This is a genomic window from Candidatus Nitrospira nitrificans (genome assembly GCF_001458775.1).
GTDB lineage: Bacteria > Nitrospirota > Nitrospiria > Nitrospirales > Nitrospiraceae > Nitrospira_D > Nitrospira_D nitrificans.
In genome coordinates this window covers 146,527-164,939 of sequence record NZ_CZPZ01000034.1, presented here as the reverse complement: position 1 = coordinate 164,939, position 18,413 = coordinate 146,527, and the positions used below count along the sequence as shown (strand labels likewise).

Below are 18,413 nucleotides of genomic sequence, written 5' to 3'. Positions count from 1 at the left end.
AACAATCGCAACGTCAATGAGCATGGACCTGCAGCTTCAACAGTCGCGACGAACAGACGCTCATTATTGACGCTTTGTCGAGTTGCAAAAAAATGTTGCCTTTTCCAATACCCAGGACGTACGGAAAATTCGCTGATGGTTGTTAACCCCCATTGACCACGGCCAACACCCGTCGCCCGTATCGTTCGGCCTTCAGCTCGCCGATACCCGGAATCTCCAACAAGGCCGCCGGCGTCCCTGGCTTGAAACCCGCAATGGCTTTCAACGTCTTGTCATGAAAAATGAGGAAGGGCGCGACACCCTCTTCTTCGGCTAGTTCGGTGCGAAGTTGTCGGAGCCGTTCAACAAGCCGGGGATCCGGCGCCGAAGCCGGAGCGATGCCTGCGAAGGCGGCAGACGAGCGACGCGGCTTGTTCACCGATACATCGGTCTCAGGCTCCTGTTCCTGTGTCAATGCCACTTCACGAATCCCCTGCAGCACCTCTCGCCCCCTAGACGTCAATTCGAGAGTGGGATACTCGGTGCCTTCGATGCGAAGATACCCGGACTCAATGAGGCTCTTCACCAGACCCATCACAACCGGCTTGGTCTGTGCCCGACAGATCCCGTATGTCGGACAGTCTTCCGCGCCGGAGCCCACCAGCGCTTTCGCACGGCTTCCACGAAGCATGTCGACGATGCGCCCCATGCCGAACCGCCCCATGCACCAGGACACCGTTTCCAATATCGCCTTTTCCGAAACGCCGGTCGCATGCAAGACCGTCCGGCTCGGCTGCCGGGCCGGCGCGACACAACGATCGCACAGGCCGCAGGGGCCCAAGGCCGGCTCGGTCTCATCGCTAAAATACTCGAGAATCGCGCGCTGCCGGCAGCTCGATCCCGATACATACCCCAGCATTTCTTGAAGGAGCGTCCGCATTCGTTCCGCGCGCGCCACGCCTTCCTGGTCTTTTAACGCCTGATCGATGAAGTATTCCTGCGTGGCGAGATCGCGCTCATGGAACAACAACGCACAAGCCGCGGGCTGTCCGTCACGACCGGCGCGCCCAACCTCCTGGTAATAGGCTTCGATGCTTCCGGGAATGTCGAAATGGACGACCAATCGGACGTCCGGCTTATCGATGCCCATGCCGAAGGCATTCGTCGCGGCCAGGATTCGCACCGTCCCTCGGCGAAACTCCTCATGGACCATCCGTCGTTCCTCATCTGAAAGACCGGCATGGTAATAGCCCACCGAGGCATGGGATTGTCCCAGCCATGCGGCGACCTCCTCCACGGCTCGTCGAGTAGCGCAATAGACGAGGATCGTGCCCTTCTCCGTCTCGCGAACCAAGCGTCCCAGCGTCGACAGCTTGTCTTGTCGAGACTGAGGGAGATGAACGGAGAGAGCGAGGTTGGCCCGACGAAACCCTGCGACGAGTCGGAACGGATCGCGAAGCGACAGCCGCCGGCAAAGATCCGTTTGCACACGAGTGGTAGCCGTCGCGGTCAGCGCCAGGCAGGGAGGATTCGTGAGTTCCTGGCGCAGGCGACCGATTTTGAGGTAATCGGGCCTGAAGTCATGGCCCCACTGGGAAATACAATGCGCTTCGTCGACCACCAACAACGAGACCCAGAGGGAGCGCAACAACCGGAGAAATCCCTCATGTTGCATCCGCTCCGGCGCCAAATACAGCAGCTGGAGCCGCCGCTGCTGGAGCTCCTGCATCACGCGGCTCTTTTCCAACCCGGTGAGGCCCGAGTGAAACGCAGCCGCGGCAATCTTCCGCTGCTTCATGGCCGTCACTTGATCCTGCATCAAGGCGATCAGCGGAGAAATCACCAGCGTCAACCCTGGGAGCAGGGTCGCCGGCAACTGATAGCAGAGCGACTTCCCCTGCCCTGTCGGCATGACCGCCATCGCATCGCGTCCTGCCAACACGGCGCGGATGACTGCTTCTTGGCCTGGCCGAAACGTGGCAAAGCCGAATCGTTCGCTGAGCTGTCGAGTTAGATCATCCACAGGGAAGGCACATCAGAAGGATAGGATCGTGATAGCGATCACAGCGGATCGCAGTATAGATGACCGGCCATGGGCAAGTCGAGCAAGCGGAAAGAGCGCCATTGGCTCTCACGCCATATGCCCGCATCCGTGACCTAACCGGACTGCCGGAACCGACTACCGGACGTATCCAATTCGATTCATGCGAGGTATCTAATTCGATTCTATATGACTGAGAGAAGTCGACAGACGATAAGAGCACCACGTAGCGCTGTCACGCCATTTCAAAGGTACCGCCTTGCGCAAGTCAATTCTTCTCAATGGCATGCGGTTTGCTGAGCACCCAGGCATTCGGCGACTGGGCGGCATGCGCACATCGTCGTGAATCAGTGCATCTACTTATTGTTACCGACCAGTAGGCATTGAGGGACCTGAATGACGGGCATATACGATGCTCGCCCGTACGCCCCCTCGCATGCCGATGTGTTCGGTTCAATCGGATAACAACGGTCAGATGTCACATTTCATTCTCTCATCATTAAAGGAGGCTTCCATGAAGAGGTACGTTAGTTTCGGGGCTGCCCTCTGCCTTGCGGCGGGAGTAGCCGGTTGTTCCGGAGACGATTCTGCACCGCCGACGGCTAACCCGTTTCCGCCGCTGCCGACGGCCAATACGACGTATTTTGATGTGACGGACGAGGCGGGGCGTTGGTTCGATACGCGTGCAACGATTGCGGGCACGAACTCACTTGCGGTTGTGCCGCCCGGCCAGAAGATTCGGTTTCTGCAAACTCGTTCGTTCGCCGGTCCGTCTCGGGTCGAAAGCTTTCATACGGTCACGAGCCTGATTTTCCCAGGCGCGGCACAGCCGTCCGAGCAGATTGATCAGTTGACCGCGAATAAAAATGACCATGAAGTGACCCTGACCACTCCGGGTCTCCATGTGTTTGTGTGCAAGGTGCATCCCTACATGTTGGCCGGCGTGATCGTAGATGATCCCGCAACGGACGGGCTGGACATCGGCAACAAGCTTCATTTGATCGGCGTCACCAACCCGGCTAATGCGAGCACCGCGCTTCCGAGCAATTCGAACATCGGCCTCAGGTTGTTGCGCGCGTTCTTCATCGTCACCAGTCCGTCGAATTGGAAAGACTATACCAAGGTCGGAGAACAGTATAAGCCGACCTATCCCGCCGTACCCGTCCGCGTCGCAAACGCGAGCGGCGTTGAGGCCGTCATTCCCAATCTCAATGCTGCACTCCAGGGAACGTTTGACGGCGACACCATCCCGGCAGTGCAACATCCCAGCATCGACGGGGTGGGAGAGGTCTGGGTCGACACACAGTACGAGGAAAGCGCCGGCAAAGGTCCGGCCTATCCCAGCACGATGACTGTGGTCGACGTGGAAGGGACGGATAAATGGAAAGTGACTCGCAAAATCGCGCTGCCGGCCCAGAAGATGAATAACGCCCACAACATGTGGGCGAGTCACGATCAAAAGCAAATCTACAATACGGAATGGCATGGCAAGAGCATCTACTCCATCGACGGCGCGACCGGAGCCCTCTTGAAAGAAATCGTGATCGGCGAAGATCCGGCCCACGTGATGACGAGGGTGGATACGGAGCAGGTACACGTGACCTTGAACGGGGAAGATGCGGTGGTCGAGCTGAATAAGGCGGCGAATGGGGACATTGCCGTCAACCCGGCGCGTCCGGGAGGACAAGGCAGGATTCTGATGCAGGCCCCCGGCGCCGCGCAGACCCAGCCTCACGCGCATTGGATGGGGCATGACGGCAAAACCATGGCCACCCCGAACTCCAATTCGAATGATTCGACGCTCTTCGATTTCGTGCTAGACGTCATCAGGCACAAGCCCGCCACCGGCCCCTTGCCGATTGCCGCCGCGATGAACCCCACCTCAACGAAGTACTATGTCTCCAACTACCTGGGCCATAGTACTTCCGTGATCAACATGGCAACGGGAAACAAGATCAAGGATATCCCGCTCCTGCTGAACGGCAACTACGATCCCATCACCGGCGCCATCACGGGGCCGGTCGGCGGTCTGCCGATTCAAACTCCCGTCAGCCCCGATGGGAAATTCGTGGTCACGGGGAACACCTTGACCGGGACGATCACCATCATTCGAACCAGCGATGACACCTTGGTGGCGATGGTTCCCTGCGATCCGGGATGTCACGGGGTGAACTTCGGAGCCAAGAAAGGCGGCGGGTACTACGCCTATGTCACCAGCAAATTCTCCAACCGGCTGATCATCTTGGACTACGATGCCGACAATGATGGAATCGTGACCCAAACAGGACCGGACGCACCGGTCATTGCCGGGTGGGTCGTGTTGGTCGACGATTCCACCACAGCGAAGGATGACACGATTACCGGCAATAAAGGCATGGGCGGCCAAGGCGTCCTGCCTGTGCCCAATGTCTACAAAGGCTGGGTGCAGAAGCTGCCGACCGAATTTAAGAGCCAGCTCACGGCAGCGCAGCAGAATCCGGTTCCGTAGAACCGGCAATTTCACATAGCTGCATCGGAGAGGCCTCGATGTCGGTGGTGCGCAACCACCGCATCGGGGCCCCTCCGATTTTCCCAACGCATCACTGAAGAGGCAAATCGCACACTAGGCGGTAGGATAAGCCACAGCGCAAGGCAAAGCCCCCGCAGGGAGGAGATATGACCGGGAAATTGTGTCGTCGAACTTGGTCAGGCTGCCAGTGAATTGGCTCCAGCCCCCTGGTCTCCCACTGGGTTCAATTCATCAAGTCGCTGGATCTTAGCCTTATAGGCGCTCACCTTGCGCATAATCATCGCTCTCAAATCTTCATCGACATGAGAGAGCGCTTCTCGTACCCCGGCGATATCGCCATCCTCCGCGAGATGGGCTGCGATACCGATGAGCGGCAAAACTCCGGCATCACCCATGGCCTTGGCGATCTCGATGGCCCCGGATCGATCCCCGGCTTTGACAAAAACTTGAGGAAGTTCAAGGTAGAAGTGACTCGCCAAGAGGGACGGATCCGGGCATGAGACAATCGTGTCCTTGACAGACTGCACGTTTCCTCGCTCCGATTCGATAAAGAGCATCATTTGCCAGACTTCTCGCAAGTACCGTCTGTCGACCATTTCGCTGACCGTCTGTCGCGCCCCGACCGTATCGCCCGCCAGCGCTTGTCTGATCGCCTGGTCCTTCAACTGTGCATCCGTCGGTGTTTGAGTTGGCATCATGCCTTGACTCCTCTCTGCACTCCTTCGGAGTACGAAATTGAAATTCAGAACACCTGTTTCGAAATGTAGCGGTGAATGTCGTTCTTGTCGATCTTTTCCCGCCAATCGACAGGCCCATTGATCTGCCGTTGCGCTCACCTTATCGAGGATTTCGCTTTATCAATGAGACAGAATTAGACTGCGGGACTGAATCACGGTCATTAAAGGAGTGAGGTGTCCGTGAAGAGCAGATGACGAAAAGATCCGCCACGGAAGGGATGGTACAGGCTTACCCCCATTGGCGGCTTTGCCGCTTTTAAAAGATCGGACTTCTATGAAGTCTATTTCCTCCCATCACTTGCGCATCTGAAATGACCAGCTATACTTTCTCTGATGCGTTCCACGAAATACATCATCGTGCAAGACGGGGACGGGTGGCGCGGGTACCTGGAAGGTTACCAGGAGCAAGAGGCCTATGGGGAGTCGTTCGAAGAGCTGCAAATCAAGCTGTGGCAACTACACCAAGAACTCATCGCCCAAGAATCAGAACAGGACCGGTACGGGAACAGAGAACAGGACCGGCATCATGGTCATACGTCCACGCTCCCCCGTCACACCCCCACCGTATCCCGCCCCATGTCACGCGCCCAGATCAAGCGCCGAGCACGAGTGGAGCAGCTCATGTTTGCAATCATCAGTAATCGCTGAGCACGACCGACGTTCAGCCATTCTTCTGTCACCAACCCCATGACCGCCGGATACTGAATGCCGCGAAAAGCTTCCGAACTCAGCCTCCCATAAATTAGCCGGCTCACCGAAGCAGCACGAGACCACCGACTGATGCCTTCGACGGATCTGATCGGCCGGTCTCATGTTGAAATTTAACTGGATGTTTTTATTCACCACTTTCCCTGCGTACGTGGGGAAGCTCCGATTGACCCGATAGGTGAAGTGTTGATACACATATTTCTCGGGTATTCTCACCAAATTCTGCGAGGCCGGCCATGCCGATCGATGAAATCACACAAAAGGTCAGCGAGCGCTATGCCAAAGCCGCCAGTACCGGCGAAGAAATGTGCTGCCCCACCAGCTACGATATGGGGCACCTCAAAACCTTCATTCCGGAAGAGGTCTTGAAGATTGCGTATGGTTGCGGCACACCGGCGGGTCTCAAGACGGTGCAGGCCGGTGAGACAGTCTTGGACATCGGGTCGGGCGGCGGGATTGATTGTTTTGAGGCCTCCCGCTTGGTGGGCCCCACAGGCCACGTGATCGGGATCGACATGACCGATACGATGCTGGAGATCGCCCGCAAGCATGCGGCGGTGGTGACCACAAACCTCGGTTATCCCGAATCGAACGTGGAGTTCCGGAAAGGGTTGGCCGATGCGATGCCGGTGCAAGACGGCACGATTGATCTGATCATCTCAAATTGCGTCATCAACCTGGCGCCGGATAAGCGGAAGGTATTTCAGGAAATGTATCGGGTTGCCAAACCCGGCGGCCGGTTCACCATCTCCGACATTGTATCGGACCAAACCGTGCCGCAGTACCTGGTCCACGACGCCCAGAAATGGGGCGATTGTTTGTCCGGCGCCCTGACGCTCACCGACTACCTGAACGGCATGACGGCAGCCGGCTTTTTTGGCATTCATCTGGTGAAGTTTTCGCCCTGGCGCGTCATCGACGGCATCCATTTTTTTTCTGTGACGTTGACCGGCTACAAGCTGGCTCCGGCATCAACTACTCCCTCCGTCCAGTATGCGACCCTTCGTGGCCCATTCATCCGACTTGTGGATGAACGGGGCACGACCTACCAGCGCGGCATTCCGCAACCGATCACGTCGGAGGTGACGCTGTTATTGAGCACCCCTCCCTTCGCCGAGCACTTCCTCCTGACTACCGAACCTGTCGCGCTGGACGGCGATGATCCGCGCTGGACGGCAGTATTCCCGGCCGATGCCCCATGCACCTGGCAAGGCCACTATGCGCTGCTGGCCGGTCCCTTCGTTGAAGCGACCGATGACGATCACCATGTCTATCGACGGGGTGAGCCACTGGAGATTTGCTCCAAAACGGTGGCGGTTCTAGAAACGGGAGGGTATCGGCCCCATTTCGTCATCTTGAATCGAGCCGGCGACTCTGTGAGCGGCGAAGTTGTGACCTGTTCACCTAATGAAGGCTGCTGTTAGATGGCTGTCACGTTGCTTGGCCGAGGCAACCCTCTTGCCTCAGCGGCTGAACAACTTCGCCTCCTCGATCAATCATCTGTTTCCCCACCGTTTGACCTTCGCCTCGCTCAAGCCGATCTGTTTCCGCTCCAGGCGACCGGCATCACCGTCTTTCAGATCAACGTCGGCAAACTGTGCAATCAGGCCTGTCGCCACTGCCATGTGGATGCCGGCCCCGATCGTCCTGAAGCCATGTCCTTGGAAACGGCAGAGCGCTGTATGCGGGCGCTGGCCAAGACGGACATTCCCACCGTGGATATCACGGGCGGCGCGCCGGAGCTGAATCCGCATTTTCGCTGGCTTGTCGAACAGTCCCGCAGACTTGGCCGACATGTTATGGATCGCTGCAATCTGTCCGTGTTGCTGCTTCCTTCCCAGGCGGATCTCGCGGAATTCCTGGCTCGCCACCAGGTCGAGATCGTTGCCTCGCTTCCGTCGTACCGTGCCGGCCAGACCGATGCACAGCGAGGTGACGGCGTGTTTGAGAAGTCGATGGAAGCCCTTCGTCTGCTGAACCGGTTCGGCTATGGCCGTCCGAATAGCGGGCTCGCCCTGAACCTCGTCTACAATCCCGTCGGCGCGTTCCTGCCCCCAAAGCAAGATGCCATCGAAGCGCAGTTCAAGAACGAACTGCGGGCTCGACATGGGATCGAGTTCAACCGGCTGTACACGATCACCAACATGCCGATCAGCCGGTTCCTGGAGTTTCTCGTCGAAAGCGGCAACTATGACCAGTACATGACGCGCCTAGTCAACGCGTTCAATCCAGCCGCTGCGAGCGGCCTCATGTGCCGGTATACACTGTCCGTTGGATGGGACGGCAGACTCTACGACTGTGACTTCAACCAGATGCTCGAACTCTCGGTTGATCACAGAGTACCGTCGCATATCCGCGACTTCGATCCTGATCAACTCCATCATCGACAGATCGTCACGCGCAACCATTGCTTCGGTTGCACAGCCGGTTCCGGTTCATCCTGTGGCGGGTCTACTGCCTAGAAGGTCTTGATGGTCCTATCGGTCCTCACCTTTTCCAGATCCTCGTGCTCGCCTTTGCGTACGGCACGAATGCGTGTCGAAGGCCATCGCGACGCTGATCGACAGCGACATCACTGACTAGCGGAACTGCCGTCGTTTGGGGAACATGTGAACGATGATCGAAGCCGCCACTGGGCACCAGTGCGGGAGATGATCCTTGCCTGGATGGTAGCTCCTTCCCGCCGCACTCCCGGATTGGTCATATCCCACTCGGGTTATCTAGACCTTGTCTATTACGGCAACAGTCTGCTATGGTGCCCATCTGTTTTTCATTGTCATTGGATATCCTACAGCACTGAATGGTCTGGGACCCAAAAGATCCATGGGGCAAAAAGCCTGACCCGCTTGAAGAAGCCTTCAAGCAGGCCCAATCGCAATTCAAGGACATTTTTCCTCCTGGTGGCCTGAAGAGCCTCCTCCCCTCCGGCGGGGTCTGGAATCTCATCATCGCCGCTCTATTGATCTTTCTCGTCTGGCAAAGTGTGTTTATCGTCGCGCCGGATGAAGAAGGTGTCGTCAAGCGATTCGGGGTCCCGGTCCGGGCCGTAGAGCCAGGCCCGCACTTCAAAATTCCTCTGATTGAAACCGTTCTCCAGCCAAAAGTCGCCAAACTCTTTCGCGTAGAGGTCGGGTTCCGCACCAATCAGCAAGGCCGCCAGCAGATGGTGCCTCAGGAAGCCTTGATGCTGACCGGCGATATGAATATCCTCGCCATCGAATTCATCGTTCAGTACAAGATTAAAGAGGCCCGCAACTTCTTGTTCAACGTGGCGGACATCCATGAAACCATCGGCAAAGCGGCCGAAGCCTCCATGCGTGAAGTCGTCGGTAAAAGTAAGATCGACGAAGCTCTGACCACCGGGAAAGCCGTGATTCAGCAGGACACCTTGACGTTGCTGCAGACGATTCTTGATCAGTACCAATCCGGTGTGCAGATTGCCGCCGTGCAACTCCAAGATGTCGATCCCCCGGAAGCGGTCGCCGCCGCGTTCAAAGACGTGACGAATGCCAAGGAAGACCGGGAAAAGCTCATCAACCAAGCCCAAGGCTACCGGAACGACATTATTCCGAGAGCCAAGGGTGAAGCGGCTGAATTGGTCAACCGAGCCAAGGGGTTTGCCCAGGCCCGGCTCAATCGTGCCCAGGGCGAAACCAATCGGTTCCTCGCCACCTTGAAAGAGTACAGCCAATCCAAGGACGTCATCAGCAAGCGGATTTATATCGAAACCATGGAAGAAATCCTGCCGCATACGGAAAAGATCATCATCGACGGAAAAGGCGGAGAGCGCCTATTGCCATATCTTCCGCTGGACCGCCTCTCAAAGTCGGCATCCATGACCGGAGCCAAGTCCGTCTCCCAACCGGAGATTGAGGAGTCTCGACCAGAGCTATCTCCAACGCTAAAGGCGAGGGGCTCCCGACCATGACCAAGCAAGGATTGGTGATCACACTTCTCGCTGTGATGATTGCATTGTTTGTGCTCGGAGCTTCCCCTCTCTTCGTCGTAGACGTGATCCAAACTGCCATCGTCGTGCAACTCGGGAAGCCCGTTCGCAACATCACCGAACCAGGACTGTACGTGAAAATGCCGTTCGTTCAGGAGGTGACATACTTCGAGAAACGTTTGTTGGATTACGATTCGAATGCGCAGGATGTCATTACCTCGGACAAGAAGACCCTGTTGCTCGACAACTTTGCGAAATGGCGCATTGTGGATCCCTTGAAGGTCTATCAGAACTTCCAGAGCCAACGCGGTGCGCTCCAACGGCTGCACGATATCATCTATTCCGAGCTTCGCGTGGAGCTAGGCCGGCATGAGCTGCTCGAGATCGTGTCCAGCACGAGGGCCGACATCATGAAGGTGGTTACCGAACGGGCGAACGAGAAGGCCTCGGCGTACGGCATTGAGATCCAGGATGTCAGAATCAAGCGCGCTGATTTGCCTGAACAAAATGAGAAGGCCGTCTTTGCGCGGATGCAGGCGGAACGGGAACGACAGGCTAAGCAATATCGCGCGGAGGGTGCGGAGGAAGCGCAAAAAATCAGATCGGAAGCTGAGAAAGACCGGGAAATTATCCTGGCCCAGGCCTATAAAGAGTCGGAAGAACTTCGAGGCGGCGGCGATGCCAAGGCATTTCGGATCTATGCTGACGCTTACCGACAGGACCTAAAGTTTTTCGAGTTCACCCGCTCCATGGAAGCTTATAAGAGCGCCTTCAAAGACGGCACGACCCTGGTGATGAGCCCCGATTCTGAGTTCTTCAGATATTTGAAGCAGCGCTGAGTGACTATGACAGCCCCACTATTTTCCCGCTGGTCGGATCAAGCGTAATCCGCTCACCAGCCGGTTTCTTAGGTAATCCCGGCATCAACTGAATCCCTGAACAGACCGCCGTCACGAATCCAGCACCGGCCAGGATCTGCAATTCCTTGATGGGGATCGTAAAACCAGTCGGCCTTCCCTTTAACGTAGGGTCGTGCGAAAGCGACAGTGGCGTTTTCGCCATGCAAATGGGCAAGCCTCCATACCCCAATGCCTCGGCCATATCTATTTGACGCTTCGCCTCTGGTTCATAGGAGACCCCGGCAGCTCCGTACATATGGGTTGCAATAGTTTCTATCTTCTTTCTGATCGGCCATGACACATCATAGAGATACCTGAATTGGGCAGGTCTTTCAGAGGCCTTGAGGACAGCCGCTGCCAGCCGCTCGGCCCCCTTCCCACCGTCGGCCCAATGTGTGGAGACCGCCGCATCGACTGCTCCCATCCTCAGAGACTGTTCTCGAACCCAGTCCAACTCATCCTGAGGGTCATCCTTGAAGGCATTCACGGCGACCACAACTGGAACTCCATGCGCCAGAACATTGGCGACATGCTGTTCCAGATTAGCAATCCCTTTCGATAAGGCCTGCTGATTCGGCCCCGTGAGACTTGCAGGCAGTGCACTGCCTGCCTTGGCGACGCCGCCCCCTCCATGAAGTTTCAGCGCCCGTAAGGTCGCCACAACAACCGCCACAGTCGGAGTGAATCCTGATGCACGGCACTTGATGTTGAAAAACTTCTCCGCTCCAAGATCGCTACCGAAACCTGCCTCGGTCACGACGAAATCAGCGCATCGAAGTGCAATGGCATCGGAAATGATCGAGCAGTTCCCATGGGCGATATTGCCAAAAGGCCCCGTATGCACGAATGCAGGGGTCCCTTCTAGAGTTTGAACCAAATTTGGTTTGAGGGCGTCCTTCAGAAGAACCGCCATCGATCCGACGCACCCAAGCGCTTCAGCCCTGACCGGTGCCCCTGACGTTGTGAACCCGACCACTATTCGGCCTAGCCGCTCGCGAAGATCTTTGTGATCCTTCGCCAGTGCCACCACCGCCATGACCTCTGAAGCTTCGGTGATGACGAATTGGCCCCGCCGTCTGCCGGTTTCTTCCCCCAACAACACGTCCCGAAGAGCGCGATCATTGACGCACAGTGTCCGAGGCCATGTGATTCCTGTTGGATCGATCGAGAGAGGGTTGCCATGAAATAAATGATTGTCGAGAAAAGCAGAAAGGAGATTGTGACCGGCAGCCACCGCATGGGCATCTCCCGTCAGATGAAGGTTGATATCCTCCATCGGTACCACCTGAGCATGCCCCCCCCCGGTACCGCCGCCCTTCATGCCAAATACCGGCCCGAGAGATGGCTGCCTGAGGGTAAGCGCTGCCCGACACCCGAGCCGAGTGAGCCCCATAGCTAGGCCGATCGATGTCGTCGTCTTTCCCTCTCCTAAAGGTGTTGGGTTAATCGCTGTGACGAGTACATATCGTCCTTGGGGCACGGCATCAAGCCGATCCACGATTTGCGGCGATATCTTTGCCTTGTCCCGTCCATAGAGAGTCAGTTCTTCCGCGCGGATCCCAAGCTGAGAACCGATTTCTAAAATGGAGCGTGGAGTAACGGATTGAGCAATGTCGAGGTCGGTCAAGAGGGTCTCATCGTTATCTAGATTGCACGGGGCCGCAGCATCGCAGAGGCTCTAATCAAAAAGCGGATCGGGCGTCGGACAGTTGGATTTCGAGAAGCAGCAGAAACAGGTTGCGCTGCCTTCAATAGTGTCGAAACGATCTATTATTCCAGAATGTACTTAGTCGGATCAAGCGCCTGGCCGTTCAACTTCACCATGTAGTGCAGGTGGGGACCGGTAGATAGGCCCGAGCTCCCGACAAGCGCAATGACATCACCACGCTCGACCCTTTGGCCTTCCTTCACTAAGGCCTTCGCCAGGTGTCCGTAGAGAGTTTCAACCCCAAATCCATGATCGACGCGGACCATGTTGCCGAGCTTAGGATCGTATCCGACGGACGTAATCCGCCCTTGGGCAGGAGCACGGACCGGGGTGTTCGGCGCGGCGCCGATATCTAACCCATCATGCCAGGCCGGCTTCTCCGTAAAGGGAGAAATTCGAGGACCAAACCCAGATGTCACCCATCCTTTGACCGGCCAAATCGAGGGCGTCGAGGCCCAACGAGACGAGCGCTGCTCGGCCGCCTGTGATAACTCGTCAAGAATGCGTTCCTGCACCGTGGCTTGTTTTGAAAGCCTTTCCAACCCCTCTTTCACTGATGCAATCGCCAGGAGAGTATCTCGAGAGGACTCTAATCCAACGGCAGACGAGTGTTCGTGATTGCCGTCTGACGCTTGTTTGGAACTATCAGAGGCGAGACCCCGTTCGTCGCCACCAGATATCGCGCCTCCCTCTTCAAGAATCGGTACTTCTTCTCCGCCTCTGCCGTTTGCCATATCTCCTGTCTTGGGTACTTCTATGCCTAGCATGACTCGAAGCCTTTGATTCACCTCATTCATCGCCCCAAGACGTTTCTTCAGCTCATCAATGGCTGTGGAGAAGGCGGCGGTCTGCTCTCGTGCACTCATAGCTTCCGTGCGGAAAGCCGCCAACTCCCAAACCTCTCCCGTTCTGATGACATAGTGAGAAACGACAAGAAGATCGGCGAGAACCACCAATCCCACACAGACCAACAATCGGCGGAGTAGCTTCTTTGAAAAGCTGAAGCGGATAGGCTTTGCCGTAGATCCTCTGAAAACCACAACGGTATAGGCATCGCCGTCTTGAAGATTTGTCTGGTTCATAACCTTCGTCTCCCGTGCCAGCTTGTACCTGAAAAGCCTATCAAAAACTTACCCTGCAAGTTACCGATCTAACCCGCTCTTGGTCAACTCAAATATAGCGCTTGGACGAGACAGTTTCAGCTACATTATCTAGGAGGTTTCTCGATGAATCCACTCAAGATATGGTGGAAAACCTTGACCAACAGGAATTGCTATTATTTCCGGCACCTTGTAGGAATGGACCTTCCGTATTGCTTCTTCAAGGGAATTGAATTTATCAGAGGTTGTTTTGATTAGCAGTAACGACTCCTGATCGTTCATCAACTTTCCTTCCCACCAATACGTTGAACGCACGGTGGGAACCGTAGAAGCGCAAGCAGCCAGGCGCGACTGTACCACCTGATTGGCAATCTTCACCGCTTCCTCTTGGCTTGCCGTTGTAACCATGACAACCACCACATGGACCGGTTCAGCTCCCATAAGATAGCCAGGATACCCAAGCGCCTCTCTACAATCAACCTGATCATTGGCAATAATGAGGCAGGCTCTTTGAGTTCATGTTGAGCAACATCCGTGCCTTTCCAATAAAGACTCATAATTGACATTGCATTTATTTACAATAACTTACGATTCATCATGATTGAGGACGGGACTCTTCGATGAGAGAGCATAGGACAAGCGTGGAAGTCAGGCAATTTTTGGGACATGGACGTTCAAAAACCGACTCTCCCTGAGTTTTTCACAGGCTGTCTCATGAAGGTGATCAATACAGACTCTACGTCTTCCCTATCTTTGCTAACTCCGAGAAGTAATGAGCGAATGTCTTCATCCCCCCTGAAGCCTGACCCCAGTCGTAATATTCGTTGGGAGCGTGATATCCATGCTCAGGTAAGCTCAAACCTATGAAAAGGATGGGCACCTTCCAAGTTTTCTGCATGGTAACCACGGCACCGATTGATCCTCCTTCTCGCACAAATGCCGGATCCTTACCAAACCCCGCCTTTACGGCGCGTTTCACGCAATCCACGTATGATCCAGCAACGCTGCCCTTAAATGGATGGAGCATGCCCTCTTTCTCCACCTTCACATCCGGATTCACCTTCGTCACATGCTTCTTCAGCAGGGTAAACACTCTTTCCGGCACCTGGCCTGGGACAAGACGCATACTGACCTTGAGCTCCGCATGACCAGGCACAACCGTTTTAACTCCCGGTCCGTGGTATCCTCCGCTGAGGCCATGAATTTCAAAGGTCGGAGATGCCCAGATCCGTCGCATGACCTCCGCCGGATCCTGTACACGAAGTGATCGAAACCCGTAGGCTTCCTTAAAACGTCTTACTTCAAAGCCGGATTGAAGGAAACCCTTGATCTCATTGTCGGTAGGCTTGACCACATCGTCATAAAAACCAGGGATCTTTACCTTGCCGGTCCTGGCATCGACACAAGTATTCGCCACCTCCATCAATTCGGCCAGCGGGTTACGAGCGGCTCCTCCGGTCACGCCCGAATGAGCGTCTTTCTCTCCCGTGCGCAGAATCAGCCGCGCGCCGAGCAGACCGCGCAAGCCGTAGGGCACTGCAGGCCGGCCCTTGGCAATCCAGATCGTATCCGACACAACCACGGAATCCGGTCGTGGAATCGCATTGTGGTTTCTCAGCCCTGCGGCAAAGTGGGGGCTCCCGATTTCCTCTTCCAGTTCCCACAAGAACCGGATATTGATCGGCCAACCTTGCTCGATCGCATATCGAGCGCCGAACATCGCCGTGAGGGCCGGCCCCTTGTCATCGGTCGCTCCTCGCCCTCGATACATCCCCTGTTCATTCTTAAAGGCAAACGGCGCCTGCCTCCATTCCGGCTCCTGCGCCGGCTGCACGTCCAAATGATTGTAGATCGTGACGGTTGGATACTCAGGCCCTGTTACCCATCCGCCGGAAACGATGGGATACCCGCCGGTCTCTACCACTTGAACCTTGGCATTCATCCCGACCAAATACTGGCTCGCAAGGTCAGCCATGCGCCGCATATCGCCCGCACGTGATGAATCCATACTGATCGACGGTATCTCCACCATCTGCCCCAAGAAATCCTCAAACTTTGACCGTGATTCCTTGACAAAGTTCCTCAGTCGCCGCTCATTGACCATATGCGCGATCCTCCTTGACGAAAAGCCGTGGGATTATAGGCGATCATGCCTTGCAAGCGAAAGCGGCTCCGAGCTTCAAATTCAGAATGATGATAAGATGCCTTTCATCCCCATGACCACTTCGGCGCGAATCGTCGCTCCTCTCATCGTCCTGCTGCTCACACTTCCAGGAGCCGACCCACCGGTTCCGGCATGGGCGGAGGAACCGACCAGCATTCAAGCGATACTCGAAGAACCGCGGGACTATCACCTTCGGCATGTCACCTTGCGAGGTACCGCACGGGATGTGCAACCCCTGGAGCCCTACACGATTGTGAACGGAGACAATTGTTATGGAGCGTATTTGTTTCGTCTTGAGGACGATGAGGCGACGATCCCGGTGGCGGTGTTAGGTATTTGTGGCAGGCCAGTTGTCCGCGATCCGGAAGTCCAGGATGGAGATCGAGTCGAAGTCAGCGCCACGATTCAGGCACCGAGTCACGGAGGACACTATCTCAGTTTCAAAGGGTTGAAAGCGGTGACCGAACAAGAACGTGTGGTACAAGCGGTCGCCGATCGCATTCTTCCGATTGTGGAATGAACCCCCATCCAGATACAGCGAATCGGGAATCGCCGCGGTGAAGGTGGGGACATGGAGATGTTGCCAAGTATCGCAATAGTGCTATCCACCTTCCCTCCGGCGAAAGGCGTGGGAAACCTCCGATGCGAGAGTCCAAGACCGTCTGGTTGCTGATATTCCTGTTGGTAGCCGGCTGTGCGAGCAGCCAGGGGGTCGATCGGGCTGCCCTGAACGAAGTCCTTCATATCGATCCTACCCCGACCCCTGAGAGTCAGCCCCTCGCGAACCAGGACGTTCACCGTTCAACAGCCCTTCGGCTCGGGGTCTTTTTTGTGAATCACGATTTTCCACACAGGCAGTCCGTCCGAAAGGTGGAATGGCTGACCAGGCAGAGAGACCAACTTCTCCGCGAACTGGCACCACTACAAGATACGCATGTCCTCCAGGACACATTCGTGCTGATGGATGCTACCCTCCAAGGGCAAGATATCCGCGGGATCCGCCAGGCTGGGGCTCGATATGGAGCCGACCTGATCTTAGTCGTCGATGGAGCTGCTGCCGTCGATCGGTACAACAACCGCTTGGCCTGGTTGTATCCGACCTTACTCGGCGCCTATCTGGCTCCCGGCACGGAATGCGACACGCTCGTCATGGTCACCGGCGGCCTATGGGCTGTGCGCTCGGAATGGCATGCGCCGATGCAGACAGTGGAAGGAACTTCAAAGCTGGTCGGGTCGGCGGTTATGCTCGAGGATAGCGCGGCTCTCACAGAGGCCAAGCAGCGAGCGATCCAAACACTCGGCAAGCGCATCGTCGACCAGCTCCCGCGCTGGATACAGGAGCTCCCCCCGGCTGCCGTCCACTCACGGTGAGTCGAGGCTGACAAGAACTCCCAGCAAAAGCAGATGCTGCTCGCGCGCAAGGCTGACGACGTCGGGACGGATCCCCCCGCCCTTGAAGAACCCACCTCCCACCCCGGCGGAGTCATCGTAACGATGTTCGACTCGCACCACCGTGTTGACCCATTGGTACGGGAGCTTGTACTCGACCGTGGACGTGATGGCCTTCACGAATTGCTCTGAGCCTGTCCACCGACCATTGCGATCCCAGTAAAACTCGGGTCGCAACGCCACGGACCAGGGTCCGTTGATCTGCCACCTGACGACCATGTTGCCTCCCATGACAAAGGTTCGTGGACGACCGGGCCGACCGGAGATGCTCTCGGTTCCGATATCGAATGAGACCGCGACCGTCACATCATCCCCTCGCCATTCCAGAATGTGATTCCCATACACACGCCAGAACTCCAGAGAAGTATCCGTTTGATTTGGTCCAGCGAAGAACGTTTGACTCCACGTGACCCGTGGCATGGCTTTCCAAATCCATCTTCCCCCGTAGCTCGGCAGATCATTCGGGTGCGCCAGATGAGAGTAGCTATTCACGACGAAGGCAGTGACGGTGAGATTGTCCTGGAGAGGATACTGCGCATTCACGCCGAACATCATATAGGGCGTGTTGTCCGCGATCCACGATCTCGTATAATTGGCGTTGTCTTTTGCATAGAGCGACTCGTACCCCATCAGACTGTTGAACAGGCCGGCGGTGACCGTCAACCCGTTGCCGACCGGAGCCAGATACGACACGTTCGCGCGATGAACGTGCCTCAGCACATCCGATCCGTCGACCCGCCTCTCTCCCTGCAAAAATGCGAACTCTTCCGAATCCCGGCCTCCTTGAAAGCCAAGTTCCATGCCCCAGCGCGAGGACTCACTCGCATCCTTTCGCACATATCCCAAACCCATGTTGGGCGAAAGCTCGTTATGCTCGAATGCAGTGGTGCGACCGCGCCACAGGTGGTTATCGGGGAAATTGAAATTGCCGATGTAACTGACGTCCACGTAAGCCCCATAGTGCCAGCCGGTCGTGGCCGCCTCCTTGGGATTGGTTGCGCCCGGCACGAGTGTCGTGGTCTCTTTCGATACCTGATTCGAATCTTCAGCCACACAGACAGGCACCGCCGTGAAAAGCCCCCATGCAATTACTAGAAGGCTGATGCGCTTGTGGATCATGACGGGATTGGCGTCGCCTGCTTGCCTTATGGGGATTTTCAACATGTAAGACTC

General features: G+C 56.2%; 15 protein-coding genes. 8 read left to right on the top strand and 7 right to left on the bottom strand.

What is annotated here, in order from left to right; translation table 11 throughout:
• Window positions 1–142: 142 nt before the first annotated feature.
• Entirely contained in the window at window positions 143–2,002 is a 1,860-nt protein-coding gene (locus COMA2_RS17965; protein ID WP_090901692.1) for a RecQ family ATP-dependent DNA helicase, read from the bottom strand.
• A 532-nt stretch (window positions 2,003–2,534) separates the two neighbouring features.
• On the opposite strand from COMA2_RS17965, the gene COMA2_RS17960 reads away from it, so the two are divergent.
• A complete protein-coding gene (locus COMA2_RS17960; protein WP_090901689.1) occupies window positions 2,535–4,508 on the top strand; it encodes a hypothetical protein in 1,974 nt (657 codons plus the stop codon).
• 197 nt (window positions 4,509–4,705) lie between these two features.
• On the opposite strand, the gene COMA2_RS17955 is transcribed toward COMA2_RS17960, so the two are convergent.
• The gene (locus tag COMA2_RS17955) at window positions 4,706–5,227 is read right to left on the bottom strand and encodes a hypothetical protein (protein WP_090901686.1); all 522 of its coding nucleotides are present in this window, start codon (window positions 5,225–5,227) and stop codon (window positions 4,706–4,708) included.
• Between the two features lie 372 nt (window positions 5,228–5,599).
• Between COMA2_RS17955 and COMA2_RS17950 the strand changes: the two genes are divergently transcribed.
• The 5 genes from COMA2_RS17950 (at window position 5,600) to hflC (ending at window position 10,759) form a co-directional block, all read left to right on the top strand.
• Window positions 5,600–5,914 carry a hypothetical protein gene (locus COMA2_RS17950; RefSeq protein ID WP_090901683.1) on the top strand — a complete coding sequence of 105 codons (315 nt, stop codon included), beginning with the start codon at window positions 5,600–5,602 and terminating at the stop codon, window positions 5,912–5,914.
• A gap of 296 nt (window positions 5,915–6,210) precedes the next feature.
• Entirely contained in the window at window positions 6,211–7,398 is a 1,188-nt protein-coding gene (locus COMA2_RS17945; RefSeq protein WP_090901680.1) for a methyltransferase domain-containing protein, read from the top strand.
• Entirely contained in the window at window positions 7,399–8,436 is a 1,038-nt protein-coding gene (arsS, locus tag COMA2_RS17940; protein ID WP_090901677.1) for an arsenosugar biosynthesis radical SAM (seleno)protein ArsS, read from the top strand.
• A 338-nt stretch (window positions 8,437–8,774) separates the two neighbouring features.
• The gene (gene hflK, locus COMA2_RS17935; RefSeq protein WP_090901674.1) at window positions 8,775–9,902 is read left to right on the top strand and encodes an FtsH protease activity modulator HflK; all 1,128 of its coding nucleotides are present in this window, start codon (window positions 8,775–8,777) and stop codon (window positions 9,900–9,902) included.
• Window positions 9,899–10,759, top strand: a complete 861-nt coding sequence (hflC, locus tag COMA2_RS17930; protein WP_090901671.1) for a protease modulator HflC — start codon at window positions 9,899–9,901, stop codon at window positions 10,757–10,759. Before hflK ends, hflC begins: the two co-directional genes overlap by 4 nt.
• Before the next feature lie 4 nt (window positions 10,760–10,763).
• On the opposite strand, the gene COMA2_RS17925 is transcribed toward hflC, so the two are convergent.
• The 4 genes from COMA2_RS17925 to COMA2_RS17910 form a co-directional block, all read right to left on the bottom strand.
• Window positions 10,764–12,446: a formate--tetrahydrofolate ligase gene (locus COMA2_RS17925; RefSeq protein ID WP_090901668.1), complete on the bottom strand. Its 1,683-nt coding sequence runs from the start codon at window positions 12,444–12,446 to the stop codon at window positions 10,764–10,766.
• 143 nt (window positions 12,447–12,589) lie between these two features.
• Complete coding sequence (locus COMA2_RS17920) at window positions 12,590–13,609, bottom strand: M23 family metallopeptidase (protein ID WP_090901665.1); 1,020 nt, start codon at window positions 13,607–13,609, stop codon at window positions 12,590–12,592.
• Window positions 13,610–13,738: 129 nt separating this feature from the next.
• Window positions 13,739–14,035 carry a divalent-cation tolerance protein CutA gene (gene cutA, locus COMA2_RS17915; RefSeq protein WP_217490815.1) on the bottom strand — a complete coding sequence of 99 codons (297 nt, stop codon included), beginning with the start codon at window positions 14,033–14,035 and terminating at the stop codon, window positions 13,739–13,741.
• A 328-nt stretch (window positions 14,036–14,363) separates the two neighbouring features.
• Window positions 14,364–15,731, bottom strand: a complete 1,368-nt coding sequence (locus COMA2_RS17910) for a M20/M25/M40 family metallo-hydrolase (protein WP_090901659.1) — start codon at window positions 15,729–15,731, stop codon at window positions 14,364–14,366.
• 97 nt (window positions 15,732–15,828) lie between these two features.
• Between COMA2_RS17910 and COMA2_RS17905 the strand changes: the two genes are divergently transcribed.
• The gene (locus tag COMA2_RS17905; RefSeq protein WP_090901657.1) at window positions 15,829–16,311 is read left to right on the top strand and encodes a hypothetical protein; all 483 of its coding nucleotides are present in this window, start codon (window positions 15,829–15,831) and stop codon (window positions 16,309–16,311) included.
• Window positions 16,312–16,433: 122 nt separating this feature from the next.
• Window positions 16,434–17,162 (top strand): hypothetical protein, encoded by a 729-nt coding sequence (locus tag COMA2_RS17900; RefSeq protein ID WP_090901654.1) that lies wholly within the window; start codon window positions 16,434–16,436, stop codon window positions 17,160–17,162.
• Here COMA2_RS17900 and COMA2_RS17895 read toward each other — a convergent pair.
• Window positions 17,154–18,404: an outer membrane beta-barrel protein gene (locus COMA2_RS17895; RefSeq protein WP_245631100.1), complete on the bottom strand. Its 1,251-nt coding sequence runs from the start codon at window positions 18,402–18,404 to the stop codon at window positions 17,154–17,156. The two genes, COMA2_RS17900 and COMA2_RS17895, sit on opposite strands and share 9 nt — an antisense overlap.
• Between the last annotated feature and the right edge of the window lie 9 nt (window positions 18,405–18,413).